The following is a 13,370-nucleotide window of genomic DNA, read 5'->3' on the forward strand; positions in this document are numbered from 1 at the left end:
GGGCTCCTCTTATCCGTTCAGGGAGGCTTTGAAGGCGGCGACATCCTCAGGGGTGCCGATGGCCGCGGCCGAGGTGCCGGCCGCGATGCGTTTCACGAGTCCGGTCAGAACCTTGCCGGAGCCGACCTCATGAAATGATTCAACACCCTGAGCGGCCATGAAGGCCACGCTCTCGCGCCACCGGACGGTGCCTGTGACCTGGCGCACCAGGGCGTCGCGGATGGCGGCCGGATCGGTGATGGCGGCAGCTTCCACATTGGCCACGACCGGAACGACCGGGGTATTGACGGTCACGCCGCCCAGGGCCTCGCGCATGGCGTCCGCCGCCGGCTGCATGAGGGCGCAATGGAAGGGGGCGGACACGGTCAGCATCACGGCGCGCTTGGCGCCCCTGGTCTGGGCGATCGCCACGGCCCGTTCCACGGCGGCCTTATGGCCCGACACGACGACCTGGGCGCCGCCATTGTCGTTGGCCGCATCGCAGACCTCGCCCTGCGCGGCCTCTCGGGCCACCTCGAGAGCCGCGTCGTATTCGAGCCCGAGAAGCGCCGCCATGGCGCCCTGCCCGACCGGAACGGCGCTCTGCATGGCATTGCCGCGGATCCGCAGCAGCCGGGCCGTATCGGCGATGGAAAGGCTGCCGGCGGCGGCCAAAGCCGAGTATTCGCCGAGCGAATGACCGGCCACGAAGGCGGCATGCCTCTTGAGGTCGAGACCGGCTTCGGCCTCCAGGACCCGGATGGCGGCGAGGCTCACGGCCATCAGGGCCGGCTGGGTGTTGGCAGTGAGGGTCAGCTCCTCGGCCGGGCCTTCCCACATGATGGCGGAGAGCTTCTGGGAGAGAGCCTCGTCGACCTCGTCGAACACCGCCTTGGCCTGAGGGAAGGCATCGGCCAGGGCCTTGCCCATGCCAACGGCCTGGCTTCCCTGGCCGGGGAATATGAATGCGCGCTTCATCGGGAGCGAAACCCTCAATTGATCGAATCCGCGCGGGACTCGCACCCGGACGCCGAGGAGTCAAGGCGTAGGGCCCGTCGGGACGCGCTTGGCCTGTTCACCGGATACGGCGCCGCCACCCGACCAGGAGGCTTCGGTCGAAACCCATCCTCTGGACACCCATCCTGGCCAGGAGCCGATTCACACGCCGCCCGAGCCGGTTCATAACCCTGCGCAATCCCTTCAAGGATCACCTTTGGCTTCCCGTCACGTCCTGAAACAATGTGTCAATGCCATGGCGAACCCGGCGTGCGCAGATGCACGACCGGTTAAGCCCCTGCCGGAGAACGGTTCCTCTTGTTTTCTCGCGCCGAACGGTGTATCCGGTCCCCCTTCCGAATTTCTCAAGACTGAAGAAGGAGCCCCGCATGGCTCGCGTGACCGTCGAAGACTGCATCGACAAGGTCGACAACCGGTTTGAGCTCGTTCTGCTGGCCAGCCACCGGGCTCGCCTCATTTCCTCGGGTTCCCCGCTCACCATCGACCGCGACCGCGACAAGAACCCGGTCGTGGCCCTGCGTGAGATCGCCGATGAGACGATTGCTCCCGACGACCTGAAGGAGCAGCTCATTCACTCGATGCAGAAATACGTCGAGGTGGACGAGCCGGAGGCCGAAGCCGTCCCGATGCTCAGCAATACGGCAGCCGCCCCCTCCACCGGCAGCGACAACGACGCGGACATCCAGTTCGACCGCATGAGCGAAGAGGACCTGCTCCGCGGCCTTGAAGGCCTCGTGCCTCCGAGCAGCAGCGCGGACGACGACGACCGCGAATAATCGGTTTAGCCAATCTCGAAAGCCCGGCTCGATGCCGGGCTTTTTTTGTGGGCAGGCCGTTCCGGGCTCCGTATCGGCAGCCTGCGGCAAGCTATTCAGCTTGCGGTTGGAAGACGTTGTACAATATCTTCGATAGCTTCGTCATTTCAGCCAGATAACGGGCCATAAGGAGATTGCGGCCGCATGATGCGCCAGTATGAACTCGTCGAGCGGGTCAAGCGCTACAACCCCTCGGCCAATGAGGCGCTTCTCAACCGCGCTTACATCTATGCCATGATGGCTCATGGCAACCAGAAGCGTGCTTCCGGCGACCTGTTCTTCGGCCATCCCCTCGAAGTCGCAGCCATCCTCACGGACCTCAAGCTTGACGACGCGACCATCGCGGCGGCGGTTCTCCACGACACCGTCGAGGACACGCAGGCGACCCTGGAGGAAATCAACAAGACCTTCGGCCCCCAGATCGGCGCGCTCGTCGACGGCCTGACCAAGATCAAACGGCTCGATCTCGTGTCGAAGCGGGCGGCCCAGGGCGAGAACTTCCGCAAGCTTCTTCTGGCCATCGCCGACGACGTGCGGGTCCTGCTGGTCAAGCTCGCCGACCGCCTCCACAACATGCGCACCCTGCAGTTCATGCCGCCGGACAAGCGCAAGCGCATCGCCGAGGAGACCCTCGACATCTATGCGCCCCTGGCCGGTCGCATGGGTATCCAGGAGATGCGCGAGGAGCTCGAGGAGCTGTCCTTCCAGAACCTCGATCCGGAAGCCTACGAGGCCATTAAGCGCCACCTCCACGAGCTGTCGGCCAAGAACGAGAAGCTCGTCGACGAGATCGAACGGACCCTGACGACGAAGCTGCGCGCGCAGGGCATCGAGGCGTCGGTATCGGGCCGGCAGAAGCGGCCCTATTCCATCTGGCGCAAGATGGAGCGCAAATCCGTCTCCTTCGAGCAATTGTCCGATATCTTCGCCTTCCGGATCATCGTGAACACCATCGACGAATGCTACCGGGCGCTCGGAGTCGTCCATACGAGCTGGCCAATGGTGCCGGGGCGGTACAAGGACTACATCTCGACTCCGAAGCAGAACGACTACCGGTCGATCCACACCACGGTGATCGGGCCCGGCAGCCAGCGCGTCGAGCTGCAGATCCGCACCGAGGACATGGACGAGGTCGCGGAATACGGCATCGCCGCCCACGCCCTCTACAAGGAAGGCGTCAACGGCGACTCGCGCCTCGCCACAGAGAGCCGGGCCTATCAATGGCTGCGCCGGACCATCGACCTCCTGGCCGAGGGCGACAATCCGGAGGAGTTCCTCGAGCACACCAAGCTCGAGCTGTTCCACGACCAGGTCTTCTGCTTCACGCCCAAGGGGCGCCTGATCGCGCTGCCGCGCGGCGCGACCCCCATCGACTTCGCCTATGCGGTGCATACTGACGTCGGCAACACGGCGGTGGGCTGCAAGATCAACGGCCGCATGTCGCCGCTCCTGACGGAGCTGCAGAACGGCGACGAGGTGGAGATCGTCCGCGCCGAGGGCCAGACGCCCCCGGCGGCCTGGGAATCGCTCGTGGTCACCGGCAAGGCGCGCGCGTCGATCCGCCGGGCCACCCGTGCGGCCGTGCGCCGGCAATATACCGGCCTTGGCCACCAGATCCTGGAACGCGCCTTCGAGCGGGCCGGCCGGCCCTTCTCCGACGAGAAGCTGAAGGGCGCCCTGCCCCGGTTGGCGCGGGTCTCCGTCGAGGACGTGCTGGCGGCCGTGGGCCGCGGCGAGATGTTCTCCGGCGACGTGGTGCGGGCCGTCTATCCCGACTACCTGGACGAGCGCCGCGCCGGAGCGGACGGCCGCAGCCAGCCCGACGGTGCGGGCAAGAAGGCCGGAAGCGAGCATCCCGGCGGCATTCCGATCCGCGGCCTCAACAAGGACATGCCGATCCGCTTCGCCCAGGAAGGCGGCGCCGTTCCGGGGGACCGCATCGTCGGCATCCTGACCGCCGGCCAGGGGGTGACGATCTACCCGATCCAGTCCCCGTCGCTGGCGGCCTTCGACAACGAGCCCGACCGCTGGATCGACGTGCGCTGGGACCTGGAATCGGGTTCGACGCAGCGCTTCCCGGCGCGCATCAAGCTGCAGTCGATCAACGAGCCCGGATCGCTCGCGCAGATCACCCAGGTGATCGCCGATCATGACGGCAACATCGACAACGTCTCCATGAAGCGGCGCACCCAGGACTTCACCGACATGACCATCGACCTGACGGTCTGGGACCTGAAGCACCTCAACGCCATCATCGCGGAGCTGCGCGCCAAGCGCGTGGTGAGCCGCGTCGACCGCATCACGGGCTGACCGCCATGCCGCACCTGCCCCGCATTGCCATCATCATGGACGAGAACACCAGCGTCGACGGCACGCGCTACGACATGACGAAAGCGTATTTCGTGGCGATCCAGCGCGCCGGCGGGCTGCCCTTCGGCATCCCCTATGTTCCGGAGATGATCGAGCCGGTGATCGACGGGTTCGACGGCTTCCTCAGCGTGGGCGGCCGCTTCGCCTTCCCCGATTCATGGTTCGTCGACGGGCAGGTCTCCAAGTCTCCCCGGTCGGAGCGGCTGGATGTCGAGATCGCCCTGATGCGCGGCTTCCTGGAGCGCGACAAGCCGGCTCTGGGCATCTGCAACGGCATGCAGGTTCTCGCGGCCCTGCACGGATGCCGCCTGTCGCCGGACCTGCGGACGCTCGGACCCGACATCATGGATCACGACCGACGCGGAACCGTCCACAAGGTGGCGATCGAGCGAGGCACCCTGCTCTCGCGCATCGTCGGGCAGACCGAACTCACGGTGAACACCTTTCACCGCGAAGCCGTGGTGACCCTGTCCGACCGGACCGTCGCCAGCGCCCGCGCGGAGGATGGGATCATCGAAGCCATCGAGATCCCCGATCGTCGCTTCGCCATCGGGGTCCAATGGCATCAGGAGCTGTTCGCCGCGCAGGACCATCCGGGCAACAGGCTCTTCGAAGCTTTCGTGCACGCCACCCGATAGCGGCGCTGGAACACCCCGTCATACGCGCGAACGAGCTTCCCCATGCCCATCTCGCTCCTAGGCCTCGATGCCGACGACACCCTCTGGCACAACGAAACCTTCTATCGGATGACGCGCCAGCGCTTCAACGAACTCCTTGCCGATTTCGTCGATGCGGAGACGCTCGAAGCCGAGGTCGAGGCGACGGAGAGGCGCAATCTCGGTCTCTACGGCTATGGCGCAAAGGGCTTCACGCTCTCGATGCTCGAGACAGCGCTTTCGGTCAGCGACGGCCAGGTGTCCAGTCGCGTCCTCACCGAGATCCTGTCGGCCGGACGGGAGATGCTGAGGCATCCCGTCGATCCCTTCCCGGGCGTCCGCGAGGCCCTGGAGGAACTCTCCGCGCAATACAAGCTGATCCTGATCACCAAGGGGGACCTCTTCCACCAGGAATCGAAGCTCGCCGCATCGGGGCTCGGCAGCTTCTTCTCGGGCGTCGAGATCGTCAGCGAGAAGAAGGCCGAGACCTACGCGCGTATCTTCTCCCGCCATGGCGCCGGTCCGGACCATGCGGCCATGGCGGGCAACTCCGTGCGATCGGATGTTCTGCCCGCGCTTGAGGCCGGCAGCTATGCGGCCCTCATCCCCTATCACCTCGTCTGGGCCCACGAGGACGCTCCGCTCCCGACGGCTCATCCCCGGTTCGCCGAGTTGCCGTCGCTCGCGGACCTGCCCGGGTGGCTCGCCGGGATCGCCCGCTCTTCGCGATAGGGCTGCCTGTTTCCCCTTGCCTCGCGCCGGCCTGCCTGCCAAACAGCCGTCGAGGAGACCGAAGCCATGACCCAGAACGACGTTCTCGACGAATTCCGCTCCGCCGGTGCGCTGTTGGAAGGGCACTTCATTCTCTCGTCGGGGCTGCACAGCCCGGTCTTCCTGCAGAAGATGTTCGTGTTCCAGGATCCGGCCAGGACAGAGCGGGTCTGCCGCGCGCTGGCCGATAAGATCAAGGACACCTTCGGGTCGGTCGATTACGTCGTCTCGCCGGCCGTGGGCGGCATCGTTCCGGGCTATGAGACGGCCCGGCACCTGGGCGCCAAGGCGATCTTCGTCGAGCGGGAGAACGGGGACTTCGTCCTGCGGCGCGGCTTCACGATTCCGGAAGGCGCACGGGTCGTCATGGTCGAAGACATCGTCACGACTGGACTTTCCTCTAGGGAATGCCTGGCGGCCCTGCGGGAGCATCCTGGGACGATTCTCGGCGCGGCCTGCCTGATCGACCGTTCCGGCGGCAAGGCCGACCTCGGCGTGCCTCTGGTGTCCCTGGTCCAGCTCGATATTCCGGCCTATCCGCCGGACCAGCTCCCGGCCGAACTGGCAGCTCTTCCGGCTGTCAAACCGGGCAGCCGCAGCCTGAAATCATAGATAGCTGTTTATTTGTCACACAAAGACTTGACTGCCTTGGTTCCGCCAACTTGACTCTTGGAATTTACACGCCATTAAGTATTTTGCTTTGTCGTTTTTACTCGTCCGAAGGGTTAATAGCAGCCGGTTTCAAGGCGCGTCGGGATTTTTTCGCGCAATTCCATTGCCAGCGTAAATAATAGATGCCGCTTGAACAATACAGGTTGTTATGCCGCTCCGGCAGACACGAATAGAGAATACTTATGTCAGGCCAGCAGCGGATCGCTCTCTTCATTGATGGCGCCAACCTATACGCTACCACCAAAACCCTTGGCTTCGATATCGATTACAAGCGCCTGCTGAAGGAATTTCAGAGCCGGGGCATGCTGGTCAGAGCATTCTACTATACGGCGCTTGTAGAAGATCAGGAATATTCTTCCATCCGCCCCCTGATCGACTGGCTCGATTACAATGGCTACCGGGTGGTGACGAAGCCCACCAAGGAGTTCGTGGATTCCGCCGGCCGCCGCAAGGTGAAAGGCAATATGGACATCGAGCTTGCCATCGACGCGCTTGAGCTCTCCCCTTACATCGACCACATGGTCCTGTTCTCCGGCGACGGGGATTTCCGGTCGCTGGTCGAGGCCATGCAGCGCCGCGGCGTGCGCGTCTCCGTGGTCTCCACGGTGACGACCCAGCCTCCGATGGTCGCGGACGAACTGCGTCGCCAGGCCGACGAGTTCCTCGACCTGTCGCAGCTTGCCTCCCGCATCGGACGCGATCCCTCCGACCGTCCGCAACGTTCGGGGAACGAGAACGGCGAACGCGTGCGCCCGCAGCCGCGCAACGGCGCCCTCGAGAGCCGCTACGGCATTCGCCAGCCGCAGGACGACGATCTCGACGTCTGACGGCCGCTTTCACGGGCGATGCAGCATGGCCGGGCCGTCCCGGCCATTTGCCGTTTCAGAGTGAACTCTCTTCGACCCTGCAGCTCAAGCCGAGCGCTCCGGCCGTATTGCCGACCGTCGCCAGGCACGGATCGGTCCGTTCCGCCGGGATCGAGACGGCGAAGCGGGTGACGTAGAGGCCGCCCTCGCTCTCTGGCAGCTTGCGCGCTTCGAGGCGCACGATATTGGCCTCGTATTGCGTGAAGACCTCCGACAGGCGCGCCACGAGGCCGAGCTGGTCGCCGCCACTGATGGCGATGCGGTGGGTGATGCTGCCGGCGGGACCGGGACTTGGGTCGAATGCATAGGGGACCGCCCGGATCTCCGCTCCCTCGAGTTCGGCAAGCCGCTTCAGGCCGGCCTCGATTTCGCCCGCGGTCAGCGCCCCCGGAAGCTCGCAGATCGCGACGAATTCGGCCCCTGAACCCAGCGCCGCGAAGGTCGTGTCTCTCAGGTTTACGCCAACATCGAACAGATGCTCGGCGATGGCCGCAACGAGGCCAACCCGATCGGGGCCGAGAACCGACACCAGAGCGACGGACGCCATGTCTTTCCTCCCAGGCACTCGATGGGACAGTTAGAGCATCGGGTCCGATGCTCAATCCTTGAGCGGCGCATCGTTGATCGCGAACGACCGGGTCCACGTCACCGCACGATGCGCTACGCGCAAGGAAGATCCGTCAGCCCTTCTCGCGCATGAGACGGGCCTTCTCGCGGTTCCAGGACCGTTCCTTCTCCGTCTCGCGCTTGTCGTGCAGCTTCTTGCCCCGCCCGAGGCCGAGCTCCACCTTCGCCCGTCCGCGATCGTTGAAATAGATCTTGAGCGGGATCACCGTGAACCCCTCGCGCTGGGTGGCGCCGATCAGCTTGTCGATCTGGCGCTTGTGCAGGAGCAGCCGGCGGGGACGCTTGGTCTCGTGATTGAAGCGGTTCGCCTGGAGGTATTCCGGGATGTAGGCGTTGAAGAGGAAGAACTCTTCGCCCGACGGTCCGGCATAGGCCTCCCCGATGGTAGCCTTGCCCTGACGCAGGGATTTCACCTCCGTGCCGGTCAGCGCGATTCCGGCCTCGTAGGTATCGAGGATCTCGTAACTGAACCGCGCCTTCCTGTTGTCGGCGACGACGCGGTTGGCAGTCTTTGGATCTTTGGACATGAGCTCGCTTTAAGCGTTGATCAGGCCCGCATGGACCATGGCCGAGCGAACGGCCTGCTTCGCCCCCTCGGACGCGGGCACCAGCGGCAGCCGCACTGTATCCTCCATGAGTCCGAGCAGGGACGCGGCATATTTCACGGGCGTCGGGTTCGTCTCGACGAACAGGCTGGTATGTAGGGGCATGAGCCGGTCCTGGACCTTCAGGGCCGACGCGTAGTCGCCCTTCAGGCAGGCGCTCTGCATCTCGGCGCAGAGCCGGGGCGCCGCGTTGGACGTAACCGAGATGCAGCCGTGGCCACCATGAGCCATGAAGCCGAGGGCGGTCGCATCCTCGCCGGAGAGCTGGATGAAGTCCGGCCCCAGGACCTGCCGCTGCAGGCTCGCCCGCGCCATGTTGGCGGTCGCGTCCTTCACGCCGGCGATGTTCTTGAGCTCGTAAAGCCTCGCCATCGTGTCGACCGCCATGTCGATGATCGACCGTCCCGGGATGTTGTAGATGATGATCGGGATGCCGATGGCGTCGTTGACGGCTTTGAAGTGCTGGTAGAGGCCCTCCTGCGTGGGCTTGTTGTAATAGGGCGTCACGACCAGGACGGCGTCGGCGCCGACCTTCTCCGCATGCTTGGCGAAGGCCACGGCCTCCGCGGTGCTGTTGGAGCCGGCCCCGGCGATCACAGGCACCCTGCTCTTCGCCTCCTCGACGCAGATTTCGACCACCCGCTCGTGCTCCTTGTGGCTGAGCGTGGGGCTCTCGCCCGTCGTGCCCACAGGCACGAGGCCGCTCGTGCCTTCCTGGATCTGCCAGTTGATGAAGGACCGGAATGCCCCCTCATCCACGGCCCCGTCCTTGAAGGGTGTCACCAGAGCCGTGATGGAGCCTTTGAAGTGGGTCATGGGGTCATCCTCGATGATCGCGCCGGGCCTTCTCTTGGGCCAAGGTACACATGGAAAGTTGGGTTTTACACATAGGGGGTGCGGCGCATGCGCGCAAACGTTCGTTCAGGGAGTTGTCCTAGCTCGGCTCTTAGTGTTTCCTCAAGAGAAACGTCGTCACAATAAGATAAAAGGCGGCAGCAAGGGGTTAGCGGGTGAGCCTCAACATGCGTCCTCTCCTCGGTCTGGTGACATCCGTCGCGCTTGTCCCATTCGTCGTCCTCTCCGTTCACGCCGAACCCATTCCCGGCACGCCGGTTCCGGCACAGCCCGCCACTCTGGAAAACTTCGTGCCGAGCGCGCCGGTGCCGGGTGACCTGGATCACCTGCCGGAGATCTTCAAGGCTTACCGGAACAACGATCTGACCGAGGCTCAGATCCTTAAGACCAAGTTGTCCCAGCCGGCCTCCCAGGCCGTGGTTGAATGGTTCGCGATCCGAAGCGGTTTCAGCATGGGTCTCGACCGCATGCTCACCTTCCAAAAGGACCATCCGCAGTGGCCGATCACCAGCCAGCTCCGGAGAAGAAGCGAGGATGCCCTGCTGGCCGAGCGCAGGCCCCCGTTCCAGGTTCGGGCCTTCTTCGCCAAGCAGCCGCCGGGCACGCCGGCCGGCCGGGTCGCGCTCGCCTTCGCATTCCAGGCGGACGGCCTCGTCCAGGAGGCGAACGAGAAGATTCGCCACGCCTGGCGGGAGGATACCTTCGGGTCGGACACGGAGCGGCGCATCCTCGACCGGTTCCCCGACGTCCTCGTGAAAGCCGATCATCGCTTCCGCATGGAGCGGCTCCTTCTCAAGGAGAACTGGGGCGGCGCCCAGCGTGCGGCAGCGCTCGCAGGCAAGGACTACGAGTTGCTCGTCAAGGCCCGCATGGCGGTGTTCCAGGGCAAGAAGAAGGCGGAGAAAGCCTTCACGGCCGTCCCGTCCTCCCTGCGCGGCGATCCCTCCTACCTGTTCTCCAAGGCCCTGCTCCAGCGTCGAAGCAACAATCTGACCGAGGCCGCTGCGATCATCATGCAGGCGCCGCAAGATCCGGAGCTGCGTGTCGACGGCGATGAATGGTGGGCCGAGCAGCGCCTGATCACCCGCGCCCTGCTCGACAAGGGCGACCCGAAGACCGCCTATGAGGTGGCGAGCCATCATGCCGCTGAATCGCCCGCGCAGCAGATCGAGGCCGAATTCCATGCGGGATGGATTGCGCTGCGTTTCCTGAACGACCCGGCAACGGCTTCCAGGCACTTCGCCGCCGTGGCCAAAACCGCCTCGACACCGATTTCCATCTCGCGCATCGCCTATTGGCAGGGGCGCGCAGCGGAGGCTGCCGGCCAGGGGCAGGACGCCAAGATCTACTACGAGCGGGCGGCCGACCAGCCGACGACCTATTACGGGCAACTCGCCCAGATGAAGCTCGGGCAGGCCATCACGCTGCGCAAAGTCGATCCTCTGTCCGAGGAGGAACGTGCGGCGTTCGACGCGCTCGTCCCGGTCCAGGCGGTAAAGCTGCTGCAGCAGATCGGCGAGCAGGATCTTGCCCTGAGCCTCTACACCGACCTGGCCCAGACTCTGACCGATCCGGGGCAGCTCGATGCCCTGGCGGGTCTCGCCACCGCCCAGCAGAATCCGCGCGCGGTGCTCGCCATTGGCAAGACGGCCCTGCAACGGGGTTTTCCCCTCGATCAGCATGCCTATCCGCTCGCCGCCATTCCCGATTTTCAGCCTGTCGGCGACGAAGTCGAGCCGGCCATGGTGTACGCCATCGCCCGTCAGGAGAGCGCCTTCAACCCGCGCGCTGTTTCGAGCGCCGGTGCGCGTGGCCTGATGCAGCTCATGCCCGCGACCGCGAAGCGCACGGCCCAGCGGTTCGGCGTCGGATTCGATCTGAAGCGGTTGATCGAGGACCCGTCCTACAATGCCAAGATCGGATCGGCCCATCTCGGCGAGTTGATGGAGGACTGGAAGGGCTCCTACATCCTTGCGTTCGCTTCCTACAATGCGGGGGGCGGCAACGTGATCAAATGGGTCAGGACCTACGGTGACCCGCGCAAGCCGGACGTGGACGAGGTCGACTGGGTCGAGCGCATTCCGTTCTACGAGACCCGCAACTACGTGCAACGGGTGCTGGAGAACCTGCGCGTCTACCGGCAACGGCTGAACGACAAGCCGATCCCGGCGATCCCGGCAACGGCGGATGCGACAAGCACCAATTGAAGAGCCAGGATGCCGTTCCGCGCTGCGGGGCATGATCGGACCACCATGAACTGCTCCTATCGCGACCTTTTCGTAACGGCCGCCGACGGAAAGCGGCTTTACGCCCGTGACTATGGTCCGCAGGCAGGCGATGAAGTCCCGGTCGTCTGCCTGCCCGGACTCGCCAGAACGTCCGAGGATTTCCACGACCTCGCCTGCGCCCTCAGCATCGACGGCTCCCGTCCGCGCCGCGTCCTGTCCCTGGATTACCGGGGCCGCGGGCGCTCCGATTGGGACGACGACTGGCGCAACTACGACATCAAGATCGAACTCAGCGACACCCTGCAGGTTCTGGCTGCCGCCGGAATCGACAAGGCATTCGTCGTCGGGACCTCCCGTGGCGGCCTGATCACCATGGCCCTGAGCGCCGTCCGACCGGAACTGATCGCCGGAGTGGTCCTGAACGACATCGGTCCGGTTCTTGAACCCGACGGGTTGAAGCGGATCCGCAGCTATGTCGGTCGGCTCCCTACCCCGCGAACCATGCAGGAGGCTGCCGACATGCTACGGCAGAGGTCGGCGAGCCAGTTTCCCCGCTACACGGAGGAGCAATGGAGAAAGCTGGCGCAGGGAACCTGGCGTGAGAGCGAGGACGGCCTCCGTCTCGCCTATGACCCCAATCTCATGAAGACGCTCGAAGGCCTCGATCTCGACGCGCCCCTGGCGGATCTGTGGCCCCTGTTCGAAGCCCTGAAGCCATTCTCCATTCTGGCGATCCGGGGCGCCAACTCCGATCTGCTGACGGCCGCGACCCTGCAGGCGATGCAGGAGCAGCATCCTCGCCTCATCGCCGTCACCGTGCCCGACCAGGGCCATGCACCTTCGCTCGATGGCGACCTCCTGCAGATCGTCAGGGATTTCATCGCCGGGACGGCGATCAGGGACTGAGGGCCGGCATCGTCTCCCCTGATCGATCTGGTCGGCTCCCGGTTCAGCCGCGTCATCCGGCTGGGTTTTCCTGATCGGAGAGTTCGCCAAGGAGCTCCTCGCCGTCATCGCCTGAAGCTTTGCGCGGGATCTCGTCTCGCGGCGCGGCAAAAGAAAAACCCCGGTGTCGCCACCGGGGTTCTCCTATCCAATCAGGCCGAGCCGATTAGAAGTCGCGCTGAACGCGCAGGCGGCCTTCCCAGGAGTCGCCGCTGTCGCGCAGGCGACCATCGACGAACTGCGGGTTGTTGGTATCGACGTTGGCGTAGAGAACCTCAACACCGATGTCGAGGCCAGCCACCGGCGACCAGATCACGTTGGTGCCGAGGCGCCACTCGTTGAAGTCGAAGTCGAAGCCGGTCAGAGCCTGAACCTGGTTGCCGTACTCGATGCGAGCATACGAACCGAAGACGTTCTGACGGATGGTCGGGGTCCAGTAGTGACGCAGACCACCGGCGATCGACCAGCCTTCACCCGTCTCGATGTCGCCATCGAGGCCGATGTAGGCATCAACCACGCGGCCCGTCACGTTGCTGACCGTGATGTTGCTGCCAGCGCCGAGGTAGGCGAGAGCGCCGTTAGCATAGGTGGCAGCGAGCCAGAGGGCGTCGCCAGCAGCCAGCATCGGCAGGTTGATCGAGCCCTGAGCCGTCACGGCATAGCCGTACTCGGTGTCCGGGATCGTGCCCTCGAGGATCGGGCCGTAGGCGGCCGTCAGGACGTTGCTGCGGATCTGGTGAGCCGCACCGGAGACCTGGAACGAACCCCAGGTGCCAGCGTACTTCAGGTTGGCGACGAGGTCGGGAGCGCGCTGGCCGGCCGAGATGTCAACACCAGCCACGAGAGGGCCGTTGATGATGACGCCGTCAGCAGCCGGAGCGAAGCGGCCTTCTTCAAGAGCCAGCGTGGCCGAGAAGCCGTTGCCGAACGAGAAGGTGTAGGCCAGGGCGTTCACGGTCGGAGC

The 13,370-nt window shown here is 64.8% G+C and carries 13 protein-coding genes; 8 read left to right on the plus strand and 5 right to left on the minus strand.

Annotated features, from left to right (window positions below; all coding sequences use genetic code 11):
• Positions 1 to 9 precede the first annotated feature (9 nt).
• On the minus strand, positions 10 to 957 hold the full coding sequence (fabD, locus tag KBI52_RS10525) for an ACP S-malonyltransferase (RefSeq protein WP_173946425.1): 948 nt from the start codon (positions 955 to 957) through the stop codon (positions 10 to 12).
• 407 nt (positions 958 to 1,364) lie between these two features.
• Between fabD and rpoZ the strand changes: the two genes are divergently transcribed.
• From rpoZ to KBI52_RS10555, 6 genes are all read left to right on the plus strand, one after another.
• Positions 1,365 to 1,772 (plus strand): DNA-directed RNA polymerase subunit omega, encoded by a 408-nt coding sequence (gene rpoZ, locus KBI52_RS10530; RefSeq protein ID WP_173946424.1) that lies wholly within the window; start codon positions 1,365 to 1,367, stop codon positions 1,770 to 1,772.
• A 183-nt stretch (positions 1,773 to 1,955) separates the two neighbouring features.
• Positions 1,956 to 4,121, plus strand: a complete 2,166-nt coding sequence (locus KBI52_RS10535) for a bifunctional (p)ppGpp synthetase/guanosine-3',5'-bis(diphosphate) 3'-pyrophosphohydrolase (RefSeq protein ID WP_173946423.1) — start codon at positions 1,956 to 1,958, stop codon at positions 4,119 to 4,121.
• 5 nt (positions 4,122 to 4,126) lie between these two features.
• The gene (locus KBI52_RS10540; RefSeq protein WP_210807258.1) at positions 4,127 to 4,819 is read left to right on the plus strand and encodes a gamma-glutamyl-gamma-aminobutyrate hydrolase family protein; all 693 of its coding nucleotides are present in this window, start codon (positions 4,127 to 4,129) and stop codon (positions 4,817 to 4,819) included.
• Positions 4,820 to 4,861: 42 nt separating this feature from the next.
• On the plus strand, positions 4,862 to 5,569 hold the full coding sequence (locus KBI52_RS10545; RefSeq protein WP_173946421.1) for an HAD family hydrolase: 708 nt from the start codon (positions 4,862 to 4,864) through the stop codon (positions 5,567 to 5,569).
• Between the two features lie 66 nt (positions 5,570 to 5,635).
• On the plus strand, positions 5,636 to 6,220 hold the full coding sequence (gene pyrE / locus KBI52_RS10550) for an orotate phosphoribosyltransferase (RefSeq protein WP_210807260.1): 585 nt from the start codon (positions 5,636 to 5,638) through the stop codon (positions 6,218 to 6,220).
• Between the two features lie 242 nt (positions 6,221 to 6,462).
• Positions 6,463 to 7,107, plus strand: a complete 645-nt coding sequence (locus KBI52_RS10555) for an NYN domain-containing protein (protein ID WP_173946419.1) — start codon at positions 6,463 to 6,465, stop codon at positions 7,105 to 7,107.
• 55 nt (positions 7,108 to 7,162) lie between these two features.
• Here KBI52_RS10555 and KBI52_RS10560 read toward each other — a convergent pair whose 3' ends face one another.
• The 3 genes from KBI52_RS10560 to dapA all read right to left on the minus strand — a co-directional run bounded on the left by KBI52_RS10560 (position 7,163) and on the right by dapA (position 9,194).
• On the minus strand, positions 7,163 to 7,693 hold the full coding sequence (locus KBI52_RS10560; RefSeq protein WP_210807262.1) for a glycine cleavage system protein R: 531 nt from the start codon (positions 7,691 to 7,693) through the stop codon (positions 7,163 to 7,165).
• Positions 7,694 to 7,826: 133 nt separating this feature from the next.
• The gene (gene smpB / locus KBI52_RS10565; protein ID WP_210807264.1) at positions 7,827 to 8,300 is read right to left on the minus strand and encodes an SsrA-binding protein SmpB; all 474 of its coding nucleotides are present in this window, start codon (positions 8,298 to 8,300) and stop codon (positions 7,827 to 7,829) included.
• A gap of 9 nt (positions 8,301 to 8,309) precedes the next feature.
• Positions 8,310 to 9,194, minus strand: a complete 885-nt coding sequence (gene dapA, locus KBI52_RS10570; protein WP_173946416.1) for a 4-hydroxy-tetrahydrodipicolinate synthase — start codon at positions 9,192 to 9,194, stop codon at positions 8,310 to 8,312.
• A 206-nt stretch (positions 9,195 to 9,400) separates the two neighbouring features.
• Here dapA and KBI52_RS10575 point away from each other — a divergent pair, with 206 nt between their 5' ends.
• Positions 9,401 to 11,440, plus strand: coding sequence for a lytic transglycosylase domain-containing protein (locus KBI52_RS10575; protein ID WP_210807266.1), 2,040 nt, complete (start codon positions 9,401 to 9,403; stop codon positions 11,438 to 11,440).
• Positions 11,441 to 11,449: 9 nt separating this feature from the next.
• The gene (locus KBI52_RS10580) at positions 11,450 to 12,367 is read left to right on the plus strand and encodes an alpha/beta fold hydrolase (protein ID WP_247654320.1); all 918 of its coding nucleotides are present in this window, start codon (positions 11,450 to 11,452) and stop codon (positions 12,365 to 12,367) included.
• A 205-nt stretch (positions 12,368 to 12,572) separates the two neighbouring features.
• Here KBI52_RS10580 and KBI52_RS10585 read toward each other — a convergent pair.
• On the minus strand, positions 12,573 to 13,370 hold a 798-nt coding region (locus KBI52_RS10585; RefSeq protein ID WP_210807268.1), incomplete at its 5' end, for a porin.

Source organism: Microvirga sp. HBU67558 (assembly GCF_018069605.1).
Taxonomy (GTDB): Bacteria; Pseudomonadota; Alphaproteobacteria; order Rhizobiales; family Beijerinckiaceae; genus Microvirga; species Microvirga terrae.

Bases quoted from the DNA above. Each gene is read 5' to 3' on its own strand.
- fabD (WP_173946425.1), bottom strand. From the start codon at position 957: ATGAAGCGCGCATTCATATTCCCCGGCCAGGGAAGCCAGGCCGTTGGC.
- rpoZ (WP_173946424.1), top strand. From the start codon at position 1,365: ATGGCTCGCGTGACCGTCGAAGACTGCATCGACAAGGTCGACAACCGG.
- KBI52_RS10535 (WP_173946423.1), top strand. From the start codon at position 1,956: ATGATGCGCCAGTATGAACTCGTCGAGCGGGTCAAGCGCTACAACCCC.
- KBI52_RS10540 (WP_210807258.1), top strand. From the start codon at position 4,127: ATGCCGCACCTGCCCCGCATTGCCATCATCATGGACGAGAACACCAGC.
- KBI52_RS10545 (WP_173946421.1), top strand. From the start codon at position 4,862: ATGCCCATCTCGCTCCTAGGCCTCGATGCCGACGACACCCTCTGGCAC.
- pyrE (WP_210807260.1), top strand. From the start codon at position 5,636: ATGACCCAGAACGACGTTCTCGACGAATTCCGCTCCGCCGGTGCGCTG.
- KBI52_RS10555 (WP_173946419.1), top strand. From the start codon at position 6,463: ATGTCAGGCCAGCAGCGGATCGCTCTCTTCATTGATGGCGCCAACCTA.
- KBI52_RS10560 (WP_210807262.1), bottom strand. From the start codon at position 7,693: ATGGCGTCCGTCGCTCTGGTGTCGGTTCTCGGCCCCGATCGGGTTGGC.
- smpB (WP_210807264.1), bottom strand. From the start codon at position 8,300: ATGTCCAAAGATCCAAAGACTGCCAACCGCGTCGTCGCCGACAACAGG.
- dapA (WP_173946416.1), bottom strand. From the start codon at position 9,194: ATGACCCACTTCAAAGGCTCCATCACGGCTCTGGTGACACCCTTCAAG.
- KBI52_RS10575 (WP_210807266.1), top strand. From the start codon at position 9,401: ATGCGTCCTCTCCTCGGTCTGGTGACATCCGTCGCGCTTGTCCCATTC.
- KBI52_RS10580 (WP_247654320.1), top strand. From the start codon at position 11,450: ATGCCGTTCCGCGCTGCGGGGCATGATCGGACCACCATGAACTGCTCC.